23 protein-coding genes and 1 tRNA gene are annotated in these 21,050 nt (G+C 68.1%); 10 read left to right on the forward strand and 14 right to left on the reverse strand.

Going from position 1 to position 21,050, the window contains the following annotated elements; all coding sequences use genetic code 11:
* Nucleotides 1-84 precede the first annotated feature (84 nt).
* Entirely contained in the window at nt 85-504 is a 420-nt protein-coding gene (locus tag KBY95_RS08375) for an NUDIX hydrolase (RefSeq protein ID WP_254964508.1), read from the reverse strand.
* Nucleotides 505-675: 171 nt separating this feature from the next.
* On the opposite strand from KBY95_RS08375, the gene KBY95_RS08380 reads away from it, so the two are divergent.
* Nucleotides 676-1,500, forward strand: coding sequence for a GGDEF domain-containing protein (locus KBY95_RS08380; RefSeq protein WP_254964509.1), 825 nt, complete (start codon nt 676-678; stop codon nt 1,498-1,500).
* A gap of 10 nt (nt 1,501-1,510) precedes the next feature.
* On the opposite strand, the gene KBY95_RS08385 is transcribed toward KBY95_RS08380, so the two are convergent.
* The gene (locus KBY95_RS08385) at nt 1,511-2,842 is read right to left on the reverse strand and encodes a glutamine synthetase (protein ID WP_254964540.1); all 1,332 of its coding nucleotides are present in this window, start codon (nt 2,840-2,842) and stop codon (nt 1,511-1,513) included.
* Nucleotides 2,843-2,886: 44 nt separating this feature from the next.
* On the opposite strand from KBY95_RS08385, the gene KBY95_RS08390 reads away from it, so the two are divergent.
* Nucleotides 2,887-3,555: a cysteine hydrolase family protein gene (locus KBY95_RS08390; RefSeq protein WP_254964510.1), complete on the forward strand. Its 669-nt coding sequence runs from the start codon at nt 2,887-2,889 to the stop codon at nt 3,553-3,555.
* Here the strand turns inward: KBY95_RS08390 and KBY95_RS08395 are convergent.
* The 4 genes from KBY95_RS08395 to KBY95_RS08410 form a co-directional block, all read right to left on the reverse strand.
* Complete coding sequence (locus KBY95_RS08395; RefSeq protein WP_254964511.1) at nt 3,531-3,878, reverse strand: hypothetical protein; 348 nt, start codon at nt 3,876-3,878, stop codon at nt 3,531-3,533. The two genes, KBY95_RS08390 and KBY95_RS08395, sit on opposite strands and share 25 nt — an antisense overlap.
* A 168-nt stretch (nt 3,879-4,046) precedes the next feature.
* Entirely contained in the window at nt 4,047-4,757 is a 711-nt protein-coding gene (locus KBY95_RS08400) for a response regulator transcription factor (RefSeq protein WP_254964512.1), read from the reverse strand.
* A gap of 103 nt (nt 4,758-4,860) precedes the next feature.
* Nucleotides 4,861-5,289, reverse strand: coding sequence for a type II toxin-antitoxin system VapC family toxin (locus KBY95_RS08405; protein ID WP_254964513.1), 429 nt, complete (start codon nt 5,287-5,289; stop codon nt 4,861-4,863).
* A complete protein-coding gene (locus KBY95_RS08410) occupies nt 5,289-5,525 on the reverse strand; it encodes a type II toxin-antitoxin system Phd/YefM family antitoxin (RefSeq protein WP_254964514.1) in 237 nt (78 codons plus the stop codon). Before KBY95_RS08410 ends, KBY95_RS08405 begins: the two co-directional genes overlap by 1 nt.
* Nucleotides 5,526-5,777: 252 nt before the next feature.
* Here KBY95_RS08410 and KBY95_RS08415 point away from each other — a divergent pair, with 252 nt between their 5' ends.
* Nucleotides 5,778-6,140 (forward strand): hypothetical protein, encoded by a 363-nt coding sequence (locus KBY95_RS08415; RefSeq protein WP_254964515.1) that lies wholly within the window; start codon nt 5,778-5,780, stop codon nt 6,138-6,140.
* Here KBY95_RS08415 and KBY95_RS08420 read toward each other — a convergent pair.
* Nucleotides 6,137-6,400 (reverse strand): hypothetical protein, encoded by a 264-nt coding sequence (locus KBY95_RS08420; protein ID WP_254964516.1) that lies wholly within the window; start codon nt 6,398-6,400, stop codon nt 6,137-6,139. The two genes, KBY95_RS08415 and KBY95_RS08420, sit on opposite strands and share 4 nt — an antisense overlap.
* Here KBY95_RS08420 and KBY95_RS16490 point away from each other — a divergent pair.
* Nucleotides 6,281-6,547: a GGDEF domain-containing protein gene (locus tag KBY95_RS16490; RefSeq protein WP_396094935.1), complete on the forward strand. Its 267-nt coding sequence runs from the start codon at nt 6,281-6,283 to the stop codon at nt 6,545-6,547. The two genes, KBY95_RS08420 and KBY95_RS16490, sit on opposite strands and share 120 nt — an antisense overlap.
* Entirely contained in the window at nt 6,511-6,783 is a 273-nt protein-coding gene (locus tag KBY95_RS16495; RefSeq protein WP_396094902.1) for a diguanylate cyclase domain-containing protein, read from the forward strand. The genes KBY95_RS16490 and KBY95_RS16495 overlap by 37 nt, the downstream gene beginning before the upstream one ends.
* A 202-nt stretch (nt 6,784-6,985) precedes the next feature.
* Here the strand turns inward: KBY95_RS16495 and KBY95_RS08430 are convergent.
* A tRNA-Val gene (locus KBY95_RS08430) sits at nt 6,986-7,057 on the reverse strand.
* Nucleotides 7,058-7,132: 75 nt separating this feature from the next.
* On the opposite strand from KBY95_RS08430, the gene KBY95_RS08435 reads away from it, so the two are divergent.
* Together KBY95_RS08435 and KBY95_RS08440 are read left to right on the forward strand one after the other, a co-directional pair.
* A complete protein-coding gene (locus KBY95_RS08435; protein WP_254964518.1) occupies nt 7,133-7,669 on the forward strand; it encodes a metal-binding protein in 537 nt (178 codons plus the stop codon).
* Between the two features lie 217 nt (nt 7,670-7,886).
* Nucleotides 7,887-8,420: a cytochrome b gene (locus tag KBY95_RS08440; RefSeq protein WP_254964519.1), complete on the forward strand. Its 534-nt coding sequence runs from the start codon at nt 7,887-7,889 to the stop codon at nt 8,418-8,420.
* A 23-nt stretch (nt 8,421-8,443) separates the two neighbouring features.
* On the opposite strand, the gene KBY95_RS08445 is transcribed toward KBY95_RS08440, so the two are convergent.
* Together KBY95_RS08445 and KBY95_RS08450 are read right to left on the reverse strand one after the other, a co-directional pair.
* The gene (locus KBY95_RS08445; RefSeq protein ID WP_254964520.1) at nt 8,444-9,544 is read right to left on the reverse strand and encodes a methyltransferase domain-containing protein; all 1,101 of its coding nucleotides are present in this window, start codon (nt 9,542-9,544) and stop codon (nt 8,444-8,446) included.
* A gap of 47 nt (nt 9,545-9,591) precedes the next feature.
* Nucleotides 9,592-11,781: an FAD-dependent oxidoreductase gene (locus tag KBY95_RS08450; RefSeq protein ID WP_254964521.1), complete on the reverse strand. Its 2,190-nt coding sequence runs from the start codon at nt 11,779-11,781 to the stop codon at nt 9,592-9,594.
* Nucleotides 11,782-11,869: 88 nt separating this feature from the next.
* Here KBY95_RS08450 and KBY95_RS16275 point away from each other — a divergent pair, with 88 nt between their 5' ends.
* Together KBY95_RS16275 and KBY95_RS08465 are read left to right on the forward strand one after the other, a co-directional pair.
* Nucleotides 11,870-13,822, forward strand: a complete 1,953-nt coding sequence (locus KBY95_RS16275; protein ID WP_261353577.1) for a glycosyltransferase family 2 protein — start codon at nt 11,870-11,872, stop codon at nt 13,820-13,822.
* A gap of 25 nt (nt 13,823-13,847) precedes the next feature.
* A complete protein-coding gene (locus KBY95_RS08465) occupies nt 13,848-14,717 on the forward strand; it encodes a DUF547 domain-containing protein (protein WP_254964522.1) in 870 nt (289 codons plus the stop codon).
* Between the two features lie 15 nt (nt 14,718-14,732).
* Here the strand turns inward: KBY95_RS08465 and arsS are convergent, their stop codons facing one another.
* The 4 genes from arsS to KBY95_RS08485 all read right to left on the reverse strand — a co-directional run bounded on the left by arsS (nt 14,733) and on the right by KBY95_RS08485 (nt 18,690).
* Nucleotides 14,733-15,707, reverse strand: coding sequence for an arsenosugar biosynthesis radical SAM (seleno)protein ArsS (gene arsS / locus KBY95_RS08470; protein WP_254964523.1), 975 nt, complete (start codon nt 15,705-15,707; stop codon nt 14,733-14,735).
* A gap of 69 nt (nt 15,708-15,776) precedes the next feature.
* Nucleotides 15,777-17,117: a cation:proton antiporter gene (locus tag KBY95_RS08475; protein ID WP_254964524.1), complete on the reverse strand. Its 1,341-nt coding sequence runs from the start codon at nt 17,115-17,117 to the stop codon at nt 15,777-15,779.
* A 207-nt stretch (nt 17,118-17,324) separates the two neighbouring features.
* Complete coding sequence (locus KBY95_RS08480; RefSeq protein ID WP_254964525.1) at nt 17,325-17,639, reverse strand: P-II family nitrogen regulator; 315 nt, start codon at nt 17,637-17,639, stop codon at nt 17,325-17,327.
* 49 nt (nt 17,640-17,688) lie between these two features.
* Nucleotides 17,689-18,690, reverse strand: coding sequence for a sodium-dependent bicarbonate transport family permease (locus KBY95_RS08485; RefSeq protein WP_254964541.1), 1,002 nt, complete (start codon nt 18,688-18,690; stop codon nt 17,689-17,691).
* A gap of 636 nt (nt 18,691-19,326) precedes the next feature.
* On the opposite strand from KBY95_RS08485, the gene KBY95_RS08490 reads away from it, so the two are divergent.
* Nucleotides 19,327-21,015, forward strand: a complete 1,689-nt coding sequence (locus tag KBY95_RS08490) for a SulP family inorganic anion transporter (RefSeq protein ID WP_254964526.1) — start codon at nt 19,327-19,329, stop codon at nt 21,013-21,015.
* Nucleotides 21,016-21,050 lie beyond the last annotated feature (35 nt).

Raw genomic sequence — 21,050 nt, forward strand, 5'->3', positions numbered from 1 at the left:
TTGCCGAGAAGCGCATCCTCATCAACCATGAGACGCAGGAGAATGGTCTATTACCTCAGATCTTAAGGCATCACTCACCCTTTTTTAGTTCTTTGGCCCGAGTCGCTGCACGACCCGCTCCAGGGAGGGGGCCAGGCCGCGCCGCTCCCGCCGCCTTGGGCTCCAGATCTGGCCGCTGCGCAACTCATCGAGGCTGGCCATCACCATGTCCTGCCCCTCGTTCAGCTGCAGCGCCGAAAGGGGCACCGTGAGGGGGCCGCGGAAGTAGTAGGCACTGAGCTGGGCATCGTGGTGCTCGAACCAGAGCGGTAGCGCCGGCGCTACCCAGCCGATCTCCTCCTCCAGCTCGCGCAGGATCGCCTGCTCCGGCCGTTCCCCCGGATCGAGGTGGCCGCCGAACAGGCCCCAGCAGCCCGGATGGACGATGCCCTCGATGTCGTCACGGAGCTGAAGCAGCCAGCGGCCCTCCCGCTCCAGCATCCCCAGGGCCACCGCGAAGGTCATGGGCGGAGGGGTGCCATGGAGCGAAGGACCTGGGTGGGGGGAGTCTGGCTGGGGATGGGCGCCTTGGGAGGGCCGGAGGGCCCCCGCCCATGGCTCCATCTCGCTGCCTCCCTAGTGTTGTGTGAAGCACCCACCGAGCACCGGCTGAGGGGTGACCGAGATCCTGACCCTGTGACCACCGCCGATCTCGCTTTCCTGTTGCTGCGTGGCGCGACGGCGATCCTCTGCGCCCTGGCCGCGCGGGGCGCGCTGCGTCGGGCCCGATTGCCTGGTCAGGCGCGGCAGCGGCGCTGGAGGTCGCGGCTGGCGGCGGTGGTGATGCTGGCCCTCGGGGTGTTTGCCCTTGAAGACGGGCTGCACGTGGCGCTCGGTCAGCCGGGAGACCCGATCGGCTGGCGCAGCTGGGTATGGGTGCTGCTCGACATCTCCATCCCCGCCCAGGTGCTCGCCGCGCTGGCCACCTTGCGCCAGCGCGACGTGCTGGAGGTCGAGCTGGCCGCCGCGGCGCGGCGCGACCCGCTGACCGGCCTGCCCAACCGCGAGGGCTTCGCCGAGGCGGCCACCGCCGCCCTTGCCACCGCCGCCCGCGACGGCCGGCCGGTGGCCGGGGCCATGCTCGACATCGACCATTTCAAGGCCATCAACGACGGCTGGGGCCACGCGGCCGGCGATGCGGTGCTGCGCGAGGCGGCCACGGCCATGCGGGGTGTGCTGCGCCCGGGCGACGTGCTGGCGCGAGTGGGCGGCGAAGAGTTCGCGCTGGTGCTGCCCGGGGTGGACGCCGAGGGCGCCCGGCCCCTGGTTGAGCGGCTGCGGGCGGCGGCGGCGATGGTGCCCCATCCAGGGGCGCCCGAACGACGGGTCACCCTTTCTGCCGGTCTGGCGCCGCTGCAGGGGCTGGGCCTGGCCGCGCTGGAGAGCGGGCTGCGCGCTGCCGACGGCGCGCTCTACGCCGCCAAGGCCGCGGGGCGTGATCGGGTGACGGTGGCGGGCTGAGGGGTGGCGCTCAGCCAATCCCCCCCACCACCGGCCACCAGGCGTCCGCCGCCACCAGCTCCGCCTCGCTGAGGTCCGCCGCCCGCCGCGCCTCTGCCGCCTGGCTGTCGAGCAGGGAGCCGTGCAGCGCTTCCCCCAGGGCCTGGCGCAGCAGGCCACTGGCGGCGAAGGAGGCCGAGGCCTCCGCCAGGCTGGTGGGCAGGCGCGGCACCGCACCGGCGGGCAACTTGGCCGGATCACCAACCACCGGTGGCGGCAGGGTCCGGGGGCGCGCCAGGCCGTCGGCCACCACGGCCGCCGCGGCCCCCAGCAGCAGGTAGGGATTGGCGGCCAGGTCCGCCACCTTCAGCTCCAGGTGGGCCGGGACGCCATCGGCCGCGGCGGGGACCAGCCGCAGGGCCGCCTCGCGGTTCTCCACGCCCCACACCTGGAAGGGGGCCGACCAGGAGCTCGGGCCCAGCCGCCGGTAGGACACCGCCAGGGGGCAGGCCAGGGCCATCAGGGCCGGCAGTTCCGCCAGCAGGGCCGCCAGCACCCCGGAGCCCGGCGCTTGGAGGCCGGCCTCCCCGTCACCGCCCTCCAGCAGCGGCACCCCATGGCGTTGCAGGCTCAGGTGCAGGTGGCCGCCGTTGCCCGCCCGCTCCAGGCTGGGTTTGGGGCTGAAGCTGCAGCGCCAGCCGAAGCGGCGCGTCACCCGCTGGATCAGCAACCTGGCGTGCACCAGCCGGTCGGCGGCCTGCAGGGGTGTGCCCGGCGCCAGCGACAGCTCGAACTGGCTGGCGCCGTATTCCGGGTGGAACTGCAGCCAGGGCAGGCCGGCCGTCTCCAGGGCCTCGAGCAGGGTCGTGGCGTAGTCGAGGCCCTCCATCAGCCGATCGGCCCCATAGGGCCCACCGGGGACCGCCGGCACCGGCGAGCCGTCGGCAGCGGGGCTGGCCACCAGCCACTCCAGCTCGAAGCCGGCCCACAGTTCCACCCCGGCCTGCTGCAGCAGCTCCTGGTGGCGGCGGCACAGGTGGCGCTGGTCGCCCGCGTAGGCCACGCCGCTGCGCTCGAAGCGCTCCCCCGGCGCCCAGGCCCAGCCGCTGCCCGGCTCCAGCGGCGCCAGGGCACCGGCATCGGCCCGCAGGCGCAGGTCGCCATCCGGCCGGGCCAGGCGATGGGCGGCAGCGATGGTGCCGTCGGCGCCGAAGGCATCGGCCACCGGTGAGAAGCCCACCCCCACCGCCACCGCCGCCTCAAACGCGGCCAGCGGCACCACCTTCACCAGCGGCGCCCCCGCGTGGTTCACCCAGGTGATCGCCACCCAGCGGATCCCCTGCTCTGCCAGCACTGCGGCCATCGGCAAGGAGGGAGTGGACACAGGTCCAGCAAGCGTCTGCCCCCATGATTGGACGGATCGCCGCCGCCTGCATGCCGTCGAGCTCACCCGCGGAGTGGCTCCACCCGGGCGGCACCGCCCTGCTGCTGGTGGACCTGCAGCAGGGCACCTGCGGCGACGCCCAGCCCCGGCCGGATCCGGACTTCGATCGCCGTTTCCGCGCCACCACCCTGCCGAACGCCCAGCTAGCGCTGGCGGCAGCGCGGCAGGGTGGCCTGGAGGTGATCCACACCCTGATCGCCAACCTCACCGCCGACGGGCGCGACCGCAGTTTTGACTACAAGCGCTGCGGCATGGGCTTCCCGCCCGGCAGCCGCGCCGCCGAGGTGATCGCCGAGCTGGTACCCCTGGCCGATGAGCTGGTGCTCCCCAAGAGCTCCTCCTCGCCCTTCAGCTCCACCAGCCTCGACTACCTGCTGCGCAACCTGGGCATTCGCACCCTTGTGGTGATTGGCCTGCTCACCGACCAGTGCATCGACCACACCGTGAAGGATGCCGCCGACCGCGGCTACTGCGTCGTGTGCGTCCACGACGCCTGCCAGGCTGCGACGCCGGAGCGCCATGCCGCGGCCCTGGAGTGCTTTGCCGGCTATGGCGAGCAGATCAGCAGTGGGGACTTCGTGGCGGCACTGAAAGCACAGCCTTGCCCTCAGGCGATCGGCTCCGGGTCGTAGTACACGCCGGAGACGTTGAACGGGGGCACGCTGGTGACGTACTCCGTCGTCAGGCTGGCGGGGTCGAAGGCGATGATCGTCCGGGTCCGGTCGAGCCACTGCACCCGGTCGGCGCCGGTGACCGTCAGGGTGGCCACCCAGGGACCAACGACGCTGTCGTTGAGATCGAAGTCGCCGCCCTCGGGGTGGCGCTCGTAGAGCTTGACGACGCCATGGGCCAGGACCCGGTCCGGGTCGCAGAGCCAGAAGCCGGTGCGGCCGGCCAGGATGATTTCTGAGACGCGGGAGTGCCCGGCCGCGGCGAAACTGAGGTGGACGGCCATCGTGCGCTGAATTGCTGCTGAGGTCTTGGGGGAGCCGGGGGGGAACGGCTGGCGATGTCCCGGCTTGGCATCGGGAGGCCGCTCGGTTCATCCCCGTCCTGACCACCATCCCCTGGAGCAGCCTCCGCCCGCATCCCCAGAACGGGGGATTGGCCCAGAGCAGGGGGTTCAGCCGGTGACCGGGGTGCGGCCCTCCAGGGCCGATTCCAGGTTGATCAGCCCGGCGGCGATCGACTTGACGACGGCCTTGGTGCGGTTGTCGACCTGGAGCTTCTGGAAGATGTGCTTCACATGGGTCCTGACGGTCTCGGTGCTGACCACCAGTTCCTGGCTGATCCGCTGGTCGGTCAGGCCCAACATCAGATGGTTCAGGACCACCCGCTCGCGCTCGGTCAGCGGTTCGATCGGGGCCGCGGGCGGCTGCTGCCGCAGCACCGCCGCCACCGGCTGGGGGTAGTAGATGCCGCCGCCGGCCACCACCCGCAGCGCCGGCATGAACAGGCCCGACTCGAAGCAGATGCCGTTGCAGCCCCGGGCCAGGGCCTCCCGCACCAGGGCCTCGTTGGCATCGTCGGCGATCAGCAGGGTCCGGATGGCGGGATCCAGCGCCTCCGTGCGCTCCACCAGCGAGAGCCCGGTGCCCTCCTGCAGTCTCTGGCTGACCACCAGCAGGGACGGCCGCTGCCGCTTCACCAGCCGAAAGCCTTCCTCCTCCGTCGTGGCGGCCCCCACCAGGCTCTTCTGAACCGGGGTGATGCACATGAAGGCCCCCAGCCATTTCATGTGCTCCAGGCAGGCGACCGTGGTGAGCCCGGCCAGGATGTCCTCGAGGTCCTCCAGGAGGGCGGGGATCCCCGGGATGAGCTCCGTCAGGTCCACGGCTGGCGGAACATGCGGGTCCCATGTTGGCGCGGGTTGGATCGATCTGGGTCACAGGGGCTCGGCTGAATCCCGCACCACTGAGCTTGCCGCCAGAGACGCTTCAATCAGCCCCGATCAGCCGGGCCTCGAGCCCCAGCTGCCGGGCGGCCCTCACGAACGGCGCATCCAGGCTGCAGAGGGTGGCGCCCCGTCCGGCGGCGATCGCCAGGTGCAGCGCATCGGCCGCCCGCAGGGCCGTGGTCCAGCCGCGCAGACAGGCGTTGGCATTGCGGAAGTCCTGGGGTTCCACCTCCAGCATCAGAAAAGCCGGCGCCAGGCTGCGATCAAAGCCCTGCAGCACTGCCTCAGCCTGCGAGGGGCTCAGGGCCCCGGTGCGCAGCTTGAGCCCGAGAGCGGAATGGAGCTCGGTGGCACTCCAGGGGCTGATCGCCAGTGGCGCTGGGGCCTGCTCGAGGAAGGCCGCGGCGGCGCCGGAGTGGGCCTCCGGTGTGAGGGCCGCCAGCAGCACGCAGGTGTCCACGTACAGCATCAGGAGCCGCCGTCGTCCCGCAGGGCTCGCATCGTCTCGACGCCGCCGGTGGCCTGATGGGGCAGGGAGTCCCGCAGAGCCTGGAGCTGGGGCAGGAGATCGCGCACGGCCTGCCGGGGAACCAGCTCAGCGATGGCTTTGCCGCGTCTGGTGATCACCACCGGTTGGCCTTGCTCTACCGCATCGAGCAGGCTCGACAGCTGGGCTTTGGCCTCCGCCACCGTGACCTGTCGCATGGAGTTGGTCATCGAGATGACCAACTTTAGACGGGATCCTTTGGTGGGACCCAGGCAGGAGTGGCCAGCGCGCGCCGTCTGTTCATCCCCCCTGCAGCCACCAGCCCCGCTGGTTGCGTGCGATCGCTGCGATGACGAGGCCAAGGAAGTGGCAGGGCCCACCTCAGTGGCGGGCCAGGTGCCGCCCGGCTCTGGCGAGGGCGATCACTGTTGTGATGGCGGCTGCCATCCAGACGGGCCTGCACGGAAGCGTTGGCGCTGCGGCAACGCCCCATTCCTGCGGCACGGCATCAAAAAAGGTTCTTTTCCCATGTGAAGAGTTCATTGGTGATGGGCGACAAGAGAATGACATCGGACAAAGTCAGCAAGCAGCCACCAGCCGAGAGCTCTTCGCTCGATGACCTTCTGAGTCGGAACAAGGACATCAAAAGAAATGTCGATGAGTCTGGTGCTGAGCTCGGCGATGTCAATGCTGTATTCGACCAAGAGCGGGGCGTATCTCAGGAGATTGTTGACGCCTATGCTCAGAATAAAGCAACGGAACGATCTATCGTCGTCTCAGGCTTGGCCCTTGGCGATGTGAATAGAAGTCTTGCCAATGAAATAGAGGCCTAGCAGATGTCAGGGGTGAACTTGCTGACGCGAAGTTCCAGCTGGATGAAGCCCGCGTTGATTTGCTGGATTCTCGTTACCAAGCGGACGAAGCAAGGAGGCAGTTCACCCTTGAGGACCCACTGACTCATCTGCCCAATCGATTGGGCTTTGAAAAGCGTCTGGAGCTTGCCCTGGCCCAGGCCAAGCGTCATGGTTGGGGGCTCGCGGTTTTCTCCATTGATGTGGATGAATTCAAAACCAGCAACGATGCCCATGGTCATGATGCGGGTGATGAGGTCTTGCAGATGGTGGCTGCGCGCTTGGCGTTAGTGGTGCGAGAGGAAGACATGGTCAGTCGCTGGGGGGAGGGGATGAATTCGTCTGCCTTTTGGTGGAAGTTGGAAGTCCTGAAGATGTTACGCATGTAGCCAAGAAGATGGTGGCGAGTGTTGCCGAGCCCTTTGTTCTCCGTAAGGAGGTTCTCAGGGTGCAGGTCAGCCTTGGAATCGCCATCTTCCCCGCCCATGGACATGCTGCCGAGATCCTTCTCAGAAATGCCGATCTGGCGATGTATTCGGCGAAAGGAGAGAAGGACCGGATCGTCCTCTTCCAAGGCCCTGAGCCGGCGAAGGCGGCCTTGCCCATCGGCCCTGCAACGTTCTGAAACTGCCCGTCCTGGCTCAGGATGATCCGCCCAAGGGCTTGGCCAATGAGGCGTCTTGCGTCACCAGCTCGATCCCCTCCTCGCCGGTGTGTGAATTCGGGGGCTGGTTCACGAGGGAGCGGGCCATCGCGACGCGTTGCTGCGCCCCACCTGCGCGGTCTGGGCGGGAAGAGCCGCCTGGCCTGGCACGGCGATGCCCTGATGCCCGATGCCGGTTTCGAACCAGCGACATCCTGCTTGTAAGGCAGGCGCTCTACCGCTGAGCTAATCGGGCGATGGCGCCATTCTGGCGGAAGGGGCGCCGCGGACCGTTGGCCGGTACGTTGCCGGCAGCGTCCGAACTCCGGCGATGGCCAGCGGCCGCAGCCACGATCGCGCCACCCGACGGCTGGCCCTGCCGTTCGGGCTGCTCTGGTGGCCGGCCCTGGGGCCCGTGGGCGCGGCCGTCGCCGCCGGCGCCTTCCTGGTCGGCGGCCTCTGGCTCTCCCCCGATCTCGACACCCACTCCAACGCCAGCCGCCGCTGGGGGCCGCTGCGGCTGCTGTGGTGGCCCTACCGCCGGTTGCTCAGCCACCGCTCCCTGTTCTCCCACAGCCCCCTGCTCGGCACGAGCCTGCGGCTTGGGTGGCTGGCGTTAATGGTGCTGGCGGCCTGTGCCGCCCTTGGGCCCCTGGGGGCCCCGCCGCCTGGCGACGTTCTGCAGCGGGGCCAGGAGCTCTGGCGCGCCCAGCGGCCCCTGCTGCTGACGGCCTTCGTGGGCCTGGAGGCCAGCAGCTGGCTGCACCTGCTCCAGGACGGCGATCCAATCCCCCGGTTGCCGCGCTTGTTGCGTCGCTTCAGCGGCAAGAGCCGTCGGCGCCGGAGGCCCGCTGGTCCTCGCCCTTGAGCCGCTCAAGGCTTGCTGGACGACTGGCGCGAATAGCGCCTCCGATGAACAGTGGGTCCGATTTAGCGGAGATAAGCTCCCACGACCAGAGATGGGGGTTGTTTGCCGATGACACAGCCGCACCTATCCAGTTCTTCTGCTGCCTGAGCCCACCCCCATGAACCAGGCCCTCACCACAGCCCGAAAACCACGGTTCACCTCGGCCTTTCAGTGATTGATGTCGGTGCATTGGTGGATGGCAGGCTTCTATCTGCTGTTGTTCATCGGCGGCGCCTTCATGGCCCAGCTGAGTCGGGAGGTGTCCTTTCGCGGCTCCCTTTACGACGTTCACAAGTCGATCGGCCTGCTCACCATCGCCCTGCTGCTTTGGCGGATCGTGGTACTGCTTCAGGTGTGGTGGAAGAAGTACACCCGGCACCTTCCTCGGCTCAGTCCGAAGTGGTGGCGCAACATGCTGCTGCATGCCTTGCTTTATGGCTTCATGGTGGTGGTTCCACTGGCCGGATTGCTGCTGTCCAATTCCTTCAAGGCAGGAAATGTTGCTTTCTTCGGCCTTGTGATTACCGATCTGTTTCCAGAGAACAAGGCGATGGTGGATGTGGGCCGCAGCCTGCACTTCTGGCTTTCTTATACCTTTCTCGCCTTCATCGTTCTGCACACCATCGCCCAGTGGCGAGTGGCGCAGGCCAACCTGCGCCGGCTGGGCGACACCATCAAGCGCCTGCGCCCCTCCGATGTCGCTCCCAGCTGAGGCGCCCTGGGCGGGGCCCCGCTTCAGCAGCAGGAGCCGCTCGTTGCAGACGTCTTTGCGGGAGTGGCTGCCGCGGCTGGGTCAGCCGTCGTCGCCTCGGGCCCGCCGAACGGCAGGGCCGTGCCGCAGCCCTCAAACAATCCGTAGTGGCGGCTGAAATCGCCGATGAAGTCGAAGTGGGGCGCCAACCGGCTTTCGGCCAGCATGCGGAAGGTGTTGCCGCAGACCGGAAACACCCGGCCCGTCTCGATGCGGTGGTGCTTGTCGAAGGGCAGGGCGTCGGGGTGGCCGGCGATGCTGCCGCGGTAGATCACCGCCTGGCCGTGGTCCTCGCAGGCGTCCTCCAGCGCCTCGATATGGAACAGGCGGTAGGTGGCGGAGAAGAAGCGGATCGCCCCGGTGCGCCCGGCCAGCTCCGGGTCGGTGATCTCCAGGGGGCGGTCGTCCACCAGGCGGGCATCGGCGAAGCCGGAGCACCGCGCCAGCCGCAGGAAGTCATTCCAGTAGAGGGCGCCGCTGAGGCACTCGCCGTGCAGCACCGGGTCGTGACGCAGGGCTTCGGGCACGCGCCGATCGGCGTAGACGTCGGCGAAGAAGAACTCGCCACCGGGCTTCAGCAGCCGCCGCACCCCGTTCAGCACCGCCAGCTTGTCGGGCGAAAGGTTGACCACGCAGTTGGAGATCACCAGATCGAAGCTGCCGGGCTCCAGGGGCAGGGCCTCCAGCTGCTCGATGCGGCCCTCCAGGAAGCGCACATTGGCGTAGCCGAACGCCTCGGCGTGGTGCTGGCTGTGGCGCCGGGCCACCTCCAGCTGCTCCGGCGTCATGTCGACGCCCACCACCTCACCGCCGGCCCCCACCAGCTGGGCCAGCAGATACACATCGCGGCCGCTGCCGCAACCCAGGTCGAGCACCCGCAGGCCCTCCAGCAACGGCGGCACCACCAGGCCGCAGCCGTAGTAGCGGCTGAGCACCTCGGGGTGCAGGCGGGCCAGCAGGGGGCGCAGGGGTGCGGGCACGCTGCTGGCATCACAGCAGGCGTTGGTGCGCAGGTCGGCGCTGCTGCTCAGGGTGGAGCCGTAGTACTCCTGAACGCTGCGGTGGAGGTCGGTGGCGCTGGTCATGGTGGGGGTTAAGGGGCGGGTGTGTCCTTGGTGCGGTGGGGTGGAGCTCAGCCCTGACGCCGCCAGGCGTGGTAGCGGCGCAGCCAGGGCAGCAGGTGCTGGGGCACCCGCTGCTTCTTCCAGACGCCGGCGGCGTACTTGTTGGCCTCGGCCAGGGTGGGGTAAGCGTGGATCGTCCCGAAGATCTTGCCCAATCCCAGGCCCCACTTCATGGCCAGCACGATCTCAGCCAGCAGTTCGCCGGCGTGCTCTCCCACGATCGTGGCGCCGAGGATTTGGTCGCTGCCGGGTGAGGTGAGCACTTTCACGAACCCCTGCTCGACACTGTCCACGATGGCGCGATCGAGTTCGTGCAGGGGGAAGCGCGTCACCTCCACCGCCACCCCCTGGGCGGCCGCCTCGGCTTCGGTGAGCCCCACCGTGGCCACCTCCGGTTCGGTGAAGGTGGTGCGCGGGATGACGCGGTCGTCCACCTTGAAGGAGCGAAACTGGCCGAACAGGGCATTCACCGCGGCGTACCAGGCCTGGTGGGCCGCGGTGTGGGTGAACTGGAACGGCCCGGCCACATCACCGGCGGCGTAGATGTTCGGGTAGATCGTCTGCAGCAAGGCGTTGGTGGTGATCGTGGCGCCGGTTGGAATGCCCAGTTCCTCAAGGCCGTAGCCCTGCAGCCGGGCGCGGCGGCCCAGGGCGCAGAGCACGGCATCACAGGCGATCCGCTCCTGCCGCTCCCCCTGCCGCACCAGCACCGTCACCCCCCCGCCGGGGGAGAGATCCGGCTCGAAGCCAAGCACCTGGGTGCCGAGGAGCAGTCGGACGCCGTCGGCCTCCAGGCCCTGCTGCACCTCGGCGGCCACATCGGCGTCCTCCTTGCGCAGCAGGCGGTCGGTGCGCTGGATCTGGGTGATCGGCAGGCCCAGCTGGGCCAGGGCCTGGGCCAGTTCGCAGGCGATCGGCCCGCCCCCCAGCACCGCCAGCCGCGGCCGCTCCAGCGGGCAGTGGGCCAGCCAGCCCCAGACGGTTTCACTGGTCAGCAGGGGCACCGCCTCGCTCCCGGGCCAGTCGGGCCGCACCGGCTCGGCGCCAGTGGCCAGCACGATCGCCCTGGCCGTGAGCCGCTGTTCGGTGCCCGCGCCGGTGCGGATCGCCACGGTCCAGGGATCCAGCAGGCGGGCCTGGCCGCGCAGCACCTCCACCCCCAGGCCCTCGTAACGCGCGACGCTGTCATGGGGGGCCACGGCCTCCACCTTGGCGGCCACCCGCGCCAGCACCTGACGCACGCTCAGCCGCGGTTCCATCGGCTCGAGTCCGTAGCGGTCGGCCCGTCGCAGGCGTGCCGCCAGCCGGGCCGAGCTGATCAGCGCCTTGCTGGGCACACAGCCGGTGTTGAGGCAGTCGCCGCCCATGGCGCTGCGTTCCACCAGCGTCACCCGCGCCTTCACCGTGGCGGCGATGTAGGAGGTCACCAATCCCGCCGCGCCGGCGCCGATCACGATCAGGTTGCGATCGAAGCGGCGTGGCCGTTGCCAGGGGCGGTAGAGCCGCCAGGTCTGCCAGCGGCCGATGGCCGCCTTGGCCAGCCAGGGGAACAGGGCCAGCAGCAGCAGGGACCCCAGCAGCGGCGGGCTGAGGATGCCGCCGAGCCCACGCAGCTGGCCCAGCTGGGTGCCGGCGTTCACGTACACGAACGTGCCGGGCAGCATGCCGATCTGGCTGGTGAGGTAGTAGCTGGCCGCCCGGATCGGCGTCAGCGCCATCAGCAGGTTCACCAGGAAGAAGGGGAACACCGGCGCCAGCCGAAGGCTGAGCAGGTAGAACACCCCATCGCGCGCCACGCCCGCCTCGATCGGCGCCAGCTGGCGGCCGAAGCGCCGCCGCACCAGATCGCGCAGCAGGGTGCGGGCCACCAGGAAGGCCAGCAGGGCGCCGATGCTGGAGGCGAACGACACCAGCAGGGTGCCCACCCCCGCCCCGAAGATCGCCCCGCCGGCCAGGGTGAGCACCGCGGCCCCCGGCAGCGACAGGGCCGCCACCAGCACGTACAGCGCCACATAGGCGCCCCCCACCAGCAGGGGCGACTGCTGGCGCCGCTCCAGCAGGGCGCCATGGGCCCGCTGCAGGGCCTCCAGGGTGAGCTGGCGGTGCAGGCCGAGCCCGAAGAACAGGGCCACCACCAGGGCGATGGCGGTGAGCAGCAGCAGCTGGCGCCAGCGGGAAGGCGAGGGGGGTGGGGGCATGCAACAGGGGCGTCTGAACAGCTACCGGCGAAGCTCCGCGGCGGATTGCCCGGCAGGCTGAGGGGGCTGTTGCGCTCTGCGTTCGCCCATGACTCTGGAGGCCATTCAGGTGGTGATCCCGGTGCGCAATGAGGAGAGCACCCTGGCCCATGTGATCGGCCAGCTGCAGGCCCAGGGGCTGCGCCGCATCCGGGTCGTCGACAACGGCAGCAGCGATCGCAGTGTGGCCATCGCCCGGCAGCTGGAGGCGGAGGTGATCAGCGAACCCCGTCCCGGCTACGGCCGGGCCTGCTGGGCCGGCTGCCTCAACCTCGACCCCGCGGTGCAGTGGCTGATGTTCTGCGACGGCGACGGTGGCGATCCCATCGAGGAGCTGCCCCGCTTCCTGGCGCTCCTGCCCGACCACGACCTGCTCCTGGGTGATCGCACCGCCACGGCCGTGGGGCGCGCCTCGCTCACGCCCCTGCAGCAGGGGGGCAACCGGCTGGCCACCACGCTGATCGGCCTGGGCTGGGGCTTCCGCTACCGCGACATGGGTCCGCTGCGCCTGGTGCGGCGCGAGGCCTTCGACGCCATGGCCATGGCCGACCGCGGCTACGGCTGGACCCTGGAGATGCAGGTGCGGGCGGTCGAGCTGGGCCTGCGCATCCGGGAGGTTCCCATCGCCCACCGCCCGCGCCTGGCGGGCGACTCGAAGATTTCAGGACGCCCGGGGGCGAGCCTCCGGGCCGGCAGCGTGATCCTGTTCACGCTGGGCCTGTTGTGGCTGCGGCGGCTGCAGCTGCCGGCCAGTGCCCTGCTGCTGATCGTCGGGGCGCTGCTGATGCAGCCCCACGGCCATGTGTTCGAGCCCGCCCATCTGCTGCCGTTCTGGCTGGCGGCCGCGGTGATGGGGCTGGGTTTCGCCCTGTCCTGGTCGCTGCCCACCATCCCCCGCGCCCTGTTCTGGGCCGTGGCGGTGCTGACGCGGCTGGCCCTGCTGGCCATGGAGCCCGGTGATGACATCTGGCGGTACCTCTGGGAGGGGGGGATCCAGCTGCAGGGGTTCAATCCCTATCGCCTGGCACCGGACGCCGCGGTGCTGGAGGGGTTGCGCACGCCCTGGTGGTCGTTGATCAACCACCCCGACACCACCGCCATCTATCCGCCGCTGGCGCAGCTGCTGTTCCAGCTGCATGCCGCCGTGGCCCAGCAGGTGCTGCTGTTCAAGCTCTCGTTCACGGCCGCCGACCTGGCGATCTGCGCGCTGTTGGCGGCCCGTTTCGGCGCGGCACGTACGGCGCTCTACGCCTGGAATCCGCTGGTGATCTACAGCATCAGCGGCGGCGGCCATTACGACAGCTGGTTCCTGTTGCCGCTGGTGGCCGCCTGGCTGCTGGCTGAGCGGGACCCCCCGCCCCAGGGTCGCCGCCCCCAGGCCTGGGTCGACCTGTTGCTGGGGCTGAGCGTGGCCCTGAAGTGGATCACCCTGCCGCTGCTGCTGCAGCGAGCCTGGAGCCGCTGGTGGCAGTTTCGGCGGCCCGGGCCCATGCTCAGCACCCTGCTGCTGGGGCTGGCGCCGCTGCTGCTGGGGGCCTCCCTGTTCTGCGGCCTGCGCAGCTGCCCGCTGCTGCCCACCGGCTCCACCTTCATCCGCCACGGCCGCAGCGCCGAGTGGTTGCCGCATTGGATCGGCCAGCTCTGGCCCTGGACCCTGCAGACCAATGCCGTGCATGGGCTGCTGCTGCTCCTGGCGCTGGCGGTGCTGCTCCCCACCAGCGCCCGGCTGGGCGTTTTCGCCTGGCGCTACCTGGTGGTGGTGCTGCTGCTCTCCCCGGTGGTGCACGCCTGGTACTTCATCTGGCTGATGCCCTTCGCCGTGCCCAGCCAGAACTGGGGGGCGCGGCTGGTGAGCCTCTCCGCGTTTGTGTATTTCGTGCTGCCCTCGCGGGTGCCCAACTGGCAGCTCACGACCCCGGAACGGCTGCTGCTCTGGTTGCCCCTGCTGCTGGGGCTGCTGCTCAGCGCCCGCGGTCGAACCGAATCGCCCGCTCGCCGGTAAACAGCGTGTCTGCTTTCGCCCTGCCATGGTTCCCGTCCGTTCACGCACCCCGTTGCTCCTGGTCTGCGGCCTGGTGCTGATCACCGCCACGGGCTGCGGCCGCGGGCCGGCCACGCCATTGATGGCTGGCGACGCCAGCCGCCCCTCGCTGGCGGCCGTGGCCCCCCAGCCCCCCCTCGATCCAGCCCCCTTCAACGCGGTGCTGCGGTCGGTGGTGGATGGGCGGGGCCTGGTGGATTACGCCGCCCTGCAACGGGATCCGGCCCAGCTCGATCGCTATCTCGAGGCGCTGGGCGCTCTGGCGCCCGAGCGCTTCGCCTCCTGGTCGGAAGCCGAGCAGATCGCCGTCCTGATCAACGCCTACAACGGCTTCACCCTGCGCGCGATCATTGAAAACGATCCGATCCGGCCCAGCATCAAGGCCATCCCCGGTGTGTGGAAGTTCCGCCGCCACCAGCTGATGGGCCGTGGCCTCACCCTCGATGCGATCGAGCACGAGATCCTGCGGCGCGAGTACAACGAGCCCCGCATCCACGCGGCCCTGGTGTGCGCCGCCATCAGCTGCCCGCCGTTGCGGCAGGAGGCCTTCACGGGGGCGGCGCTGGAGCGGCAACTGGAGGATCAGACCACCCGCTGGCTGGCCAGCCCCGTGGGCCTGAAGATCGACCGGGCCGCCGGAACGGTGCAGCTCTCCCAGATCTTTCAGTGGTTCGCCGAGGACTGGCCGCGCGCCGATCCGCAGGCGGCGGCCGTGCCGGGCCACCAGAAGCAGAGTGCCGTGCTGCGCTTCGTCGCCCGCTACGTCCCCGCCCAGGAGCGGGCGCTGATCCTGGGCGGCGATTTTCGCCTCTCCTACCTCCCCTACAACTGGGACCTGAATCGCCAGAGCCGCTGAGCGGCCCAGGGGGCTTCAGCTCAGGGCGCCCCCACAGCTGGAGCCGGCGCCGGCGCTGCAGCCGAAACAGTGATCCGCCACGGCGATCGGCTCACCATCGGGGTCCTGCTCCAGCAACTGGCGCAGGTGGGCCCGGGGTCTGCCCTGGCCGATGGGCAAGCCGAGCATCTGGTTGAAGTCGCAGTCGAACAGGAAGCCCTGCCAGTCGACGCTGAGGGTGGAGCGGCACATCACCTGGGCCAGGTTGGCCGGGTTGTGGTGCTGGCGCAGCAGGGCCATGTAGCCCTCCAGCTGCCCCTGCTGGCGCAGCACCGCCGCGAAGCGCTGGATGGGCATGTTGGTGATTGTGAACAGCCGGTTGAAGCGGAGGCCGAAGCGATCGGCCAGCTCGCGCCGGTAGTCGGCCTCCAGGGCGGCCTGGGGGGGCGGCAGTTGCGGTCCCTGGGGGTTGTAGACCAGATCCAGCTCCAGGCCTGAGTTGACGTCGCCGTAGCCGAGGGCGTTGAGCTGGCGCAGGCCAGAAAGGCTGCGCTCGAACACCCCATCGCCGCGCTGCCGGTCAACGTTGTCGGCGCTGTAGCAGGGCAGGGAGGCCACCACCTTCACCCCCTGCTGGGCCAGGAACGCGGCCAGGTCCTCCTGGCCGGGCTCACTGAGGATGGTGAGGTTGCAGCGGTCGATCACCGCCACCCCCAGCCCTCGGGCCTGGCGCACCAGGTCGCGGAAGCCGGGATGCAGCTCCGGCGCGCCACCGGTGAGATCGAGGCTGGTGAGGCCCCGGGCCTGCAGCACCGCCGGCACCAGGGCGATGGTCTGGGGATCCATCATCTCGGTGCGGCTGGGGCCGGCGTTGACGTGGCAGTGGCTGCAGCTCTGGTTGCAGCGATAGCCCAGGTTCACCTGCAGGGTCTCGAGCCGGCCGCGGCGCAGGGCCGGGAACGGCGGGGCCAGGGTGATGGTGGTGGAGCCGTTCGGATCGGCGACGCCCATGGATGGAGGGGATGGATATCGGGGGTACCGGCCGGGCGGCGAATCGGATGGGCCGCCAGGCCGGGCGGCTCAGGTGGTCTGGGCCGCGGTCTCCGACTGACCACCGATCACGACCCGCAGCAGAACCGGGGCCAGGAAGGTGGTGCCGATCACCATCAACAGGATGGCGGCTTCGAGGGCCGGGGTGAGGATGCCGGCCTGGTTGCCCAGGCCCAGGAAGATCAGACCGACTTCCCCGCGGGGCATCATCCCCAGACCCACCACCAGCCGGTTGGTGGGGTCTTTGCTGGTGTAGGTCCAGCCGGCGGCCACCTTGCCGACCACGGCCACCACCAGCAGGAACAGGGCCACCACCAGACCCTCGCGGTTGGCGGGATCGAAGGGGTTCAGCACCGACAGGTCCATGCCGGTGCCGATCAGCACGAAGAACACCGTGGCGAACAGGGCCACCAGGGGTTTGACGGCCGTTTCGATGTCGTGGGTGTGCTTGGAGGCGCTCAGGATCAGGCCGGCGGCGAAGGCCCCCAGGGCGGCCTCAAGGCCGATCGCCTGGGCGGCGAAGCAGCAGAGGGTGAGGACCACGAAGCTGGCCACCGCCACATCACCGGGGGCTTTGAGCTGATCCACCACCCAGTCGAAGGCCGGAGCGGCGTAGCGGCTGAGCACCAGGGCGATCGCCACGAAGATCACCGCCGCGGTGCACAGCTTGACGATCGGCCCCAGGGTGAAGGAACCGCCACCAGCCAGGGAGACCACCACCGCCAGGATCACGATGCCGAGGATGTCGTCGAGCACGGCGGCACCGATGACGATCTGGCCTTCCTTGCGCTTCAGCCATTGCAGCTCACCGAACACGCTCGCGGTGATGCCGATCGAGGTGGCCGTCATGGCGGCGCCGGCGAAGAGGGAAGGGATGAACGGCACGTGGAAGAGGTAGTAGAGGCCGGCGGTGCCGGCGGCGAAGGGCAACACCACCCCGGTGAAGGCCACGGTGCCGGCCTGGACCCCCACGGCCACGAGTTCATCGAGCTCGCTCTCCAGGCCCGTCAGGAAGAGCAGCGAGAACAGGCCGATCTCGGCCACCACCTTGAGGCTGGAGAACGTCTCGCCATAGAGGGAGGTGATGGCGTCAGGCGTCATTCCGCCCAGGGAGCTGAGCAGCCCGAGGACGGCGCCGCTCAGCTGGGCCTGGGCCTCAGGGGGCACGACCAGATGCAGGCCGGAGGCGCCGATGATCACCCCGGCGACCAGTTCGCCCAGGATGGTGGGCAGTTGCAGGCGGACCATCAGCTCTGCCATCAAGCGGGCTGCCACGAAAATCACAAGAAAACGTCCAACCCCGATCAGGGTTTCCGTCACTTCAACTTGGTGGTTGCCGACTTCCATCAGCAGCGTGGGCAAAAAATCCATCAGGTGGGTTTGGGGGTGGGTGCAGTTTTAGGTGGAATCCAGGGCAATCGGTTGCCTTTAACAAGTCGGAATCCACTCGAGAAGGTGATGGCTCCGATCAGCGGTGGTGATCGATGCTGGTGATTGATCGGGACGGAGAGCTGGAGTTGAGGGCCGAGCTGGCCATGGAATCAGGAGATTTCAGCGGCAGCCAGTGATCCTGGTGGATCAGAACTTGTGATCGCGCAGGGCCTCCACCTGGTAGATGTAAGTGATGATCGAGAAGTCCGCGTAATACTTGGCTTCGATCGCACGGGTGATCTCGTCAGCCAGCTCGCGGGTACCTGTGAGCACTTCGATTTTCACATTCGAAAGGGTGTGGGACACGCTGGGCTCTCCCGTGGAGCGCACATTGCGGCTACCTTCTCCACCCGCTGCATTGACGGTGTAACCGGTGGCACCTGCCGCCTTGATGATCTTGATCAGTTTCTTGGAGAGGATTTCCTCCGCAACGATCACCAGCTTCCAGACCTGTTGACTCATGACCTTAGCCTCCGTATGGTTGTGGATTGGAAAGTTTAACGAGCGATGATCACCCCATCATCTCGGCAAGCCCAATGAACAGGGGGATGCAGATGGCGATGGCCACGGGCGTGCCGATGGCTGTGGAAGCACCGATGTAGGCCGAAGGGTTGGCCGACGGGATGCCAGCGCGAAGGGTCGGCGGGCCCGAGATATCCGAGCTTGACGCTGCGATCACTGCTAGAACGACAGCGCCACCGATGCTGAAGCCGGTGATTTTGTGAATGATCAGGCCAAGACCGAAGGCCAGAAAACCATGCACGATCGGCGCAAAGAAGGCATAGATGGCAAACCACTGGGCCACCTTGCGCAGCTCGTTCATGCGTTGGGCGGCCTCCATCCCCATGATGATCATCAGAATCGCGAGGAAACCGCGGAACAGAGGGTTGAAGAAGCTCTCATAGACGGGCTCGGGCTTGGTGAGAATGCCGAGGGCCACGCCCAGGAGCAGCGACGTGACCGCCGAGCTCTGCATGCTCTCTTGGATGATCGGCCAGATCTCGACTTTTTCGGAGGCGTTGTCGTTTCGCTTGCTGAGATAAACGCTGGCCACCACGATCGCCGTCACCAGGGCCGGAATGTCCATGAAGGGATAGAGGGCCGCCGTCCAGGCCTCATAGGGGATCTTGGCGGAATCCAGCTGTGGCAGGACCGCCGCCAGCGTGGAGCCACTCACCGCGCCGAACAGGCCACCCGTGGCGACGGCGTCAGGCACCGTGATGCCGGGCAGTTTCCCCAGGGTGTAACGACCGATGAAAACGATCACGATGCCAATCAGCACGGCCGCGAGAGCCGGGAGCAGGATCTCGGAAGGGTTGGAATTGCGAATGGCGATCCCGCCGGTCAAGCCGATCTTCATCAGCAGGAAGAAACTGATGAACTTGTAGATTGAATCTGGAATGGCCAGCTGGCTGCCAAGCGAGGCGACGATGATGCCTCCGATCAGGAATCCGAGGGTCGGGGACTGAAGCTGCTCCAGGAAGAGCGGGATGAAGTCGGAAAGAAAATTCACGTTGTGAGTTCGCGGCTCCTGAATGAAGTCTGTGGAAGGTAGCAGGTTTGCGAAGACTTTATTTGAGCAATAGGAGCCATAAGGCATTGTTATCTCCACGCGTTCTGCTATAAACAAGCGAGCAGTCGATGCATGTCGCGAGTCGTGTTCTTGTTCGGCAGATGTGACTGGCATAGTTATTGCACATCACTACGCTGCGTCGCGTATAGGCAAGTCATGAACTACACGTCCACTTCGTATTCAGGAGCTTACGGATCGCCGGCTGGGACGAGGGAAAGGGAGGCCTGGGCTGGTCAAGTCAGTTCTGCCTGTTCTCTCAGGAACCGTGATATACCAAGATGTCTGGGCGTCTAAGCGGAATGCCGCAGCCTCCGAAAGTCCCCGGCTGCATGCCCCTTGTCTGGGCATGAATCGCTCATCTGATTCCATCCCCAGTCCGCACCCCTTCAAGGGTGACGCTGTGCGATCCAGGCCTGACGGGTTCTGAAGCAAGCAGGCGGAAACTTGCCGGCAGGGAGGCTCGGCCAGCACGGGGCAAGATTGCGATTCTCTTCGGCCATGGTCCTGACAAGCCTGAAGACACCCAGCCGTCCTGAGTAACCCCTATGGTTGCGCCCACCACGCCTGTCTGTAGTGATGGCAACTGTTTCATCCCCTCCAGGGCCTCCGCCTTTCCGCCTGCTGAATCACATCAGCACCCAGAACATCAAAGGCGACATCTTCGGCGGGGTCACGGCTGCGGTGATCGCCCTGCCGATGGCCCTTGCTTTCGGCGTGGCCTCCGGTGCCGGTGCCGCTGCCGGCCTCTGGGGCGCCGTGCTGGTGGGCCTGTTCGCCGCCCTGTTCGGCGGTACGCCCACTCTGATCTCCGAGCCCACCGGTCCGATGACGGTGGTGATGACGGCCGTCATCGCCAGCCTCACCGCCCGGGATCCTGAGAACGGCCTGGCCATGGCCTTCACCGTGGTGATGCTGGCCGGTGTGTTCCAGATCGTCTTCGGGATGCTGAAGCTGGGCCGCTACATCACCCAGATGCCCTACACGGTGATCTCGGGCTTCATGAGCGGCATCGGGATCATCCTGATGGTGCTGCAATTCGGTCCTTTCCTGGGTCAGGCCATCCCCAAAGGTGGTGTGCTCGGCACCCTCACGAACGTGCCCTCGCTGCTGGCCAACGCCCGGCCCGCTGAAGTCACCCTGGCCGTGGTCACCCTGGCGATCCTCTGGTTCACGCCGGGCCAGATCAAGAAGGTGGCCCCGCCCCAGCTGATCGCGCTGGTCTTGGGCACGGTCCTCTCCCTCACCCTGCTCACCGGCGGTGGCGGCGAGGACATCCGCCGCATTGGTGAGATCGCCTCCGGTTTCCCCAGCCTGCGGTTGCCCCACTTCGCGCTGCCCCAGCTCCAGGTGATGCTGATCGATGCCGCGGTGCTCGGCATGCTCGGCTGCATCGACGCCCTGCTCACCGCCGTGATCGCCGACAGCATCACCCGTACCGAGCACGATCCCAACAAGGAACTGATCGGCCAGGGCCTGGGCAACCTCGTTTCCGGTCTGTTCGGTGGCATTGCCGGCGCTGGCGCCACCATGGGCACCGTCGTCAACATCCAGGCAGGCGGGCGCAGTGCCCTGTCCGGCATCAGCCGCGCCCTGATCCTGATGCTGGTGATCCTGGCCGGCACCCGGTTGGCGGCCCAGATTCCCCAGGCCGTTCTGGCCGGCATTGCCCTGAAGGTGGGTTTCGACATCGTCGACTGGGGCTTCCTCAAGCGCGCCCACCGCATCTCGATCACCGGGGCGCTGATCATGTATCTGGTGATCGGGCTCACCGTGCTGGTGGACCTGATTGCCGCCGTGGGGATCGGCGTGTTCATCGCCAACATCCTCACGATCGACAAGATGAGCGCTCTGCAGAGCAAGTCGGTCAAGTCGGTCTCCACCGGCGACGGCGACCTGTTGCTCAACCCCGAGGAGAAGACCCTCCTCGACCAGGGCAAGGGGGAGGTGCTGCTATTCCAGCTCACCGGCGCGATGATCTTCGGTGTGGCCAAGGCGATCGGCCGCGAGCACAACGCCATCGGCGTCTGCAAGGCCGTGGTGTTCGATCTCACCGAGGTCTCCCACCTTGGCGTCACCGCGGCCCTGGCGGTGGAGCTCGCCGTCGAGGAAGCGATCGAGAAGGGTCGTCAGGTGTTCGTGGTCGGTGCCAGCGGCACCACCCGCCAGCGCCTCGAGAAGCTCGGGCTGTACGCCAAGCTGCCGCTGGAGCGCACCACCCTCAGCCGCCACGACGCCCTGCAGCAGGCCGTCGCCGGGCTGGGCTGATCACCGGGCGGTTCCATCACCAAGGATGGTGGTGG

Source organism: Cyanobium sp. Aljojuca 7A6 (assembly GCF_024346455.1).
In the GTDB taxonomy this organism is placed as follows: Bacteria; Cyanobacteriota; Cyanobacteriia; order PCC-6307; family Cyanobiaceae; genus Cyanobium.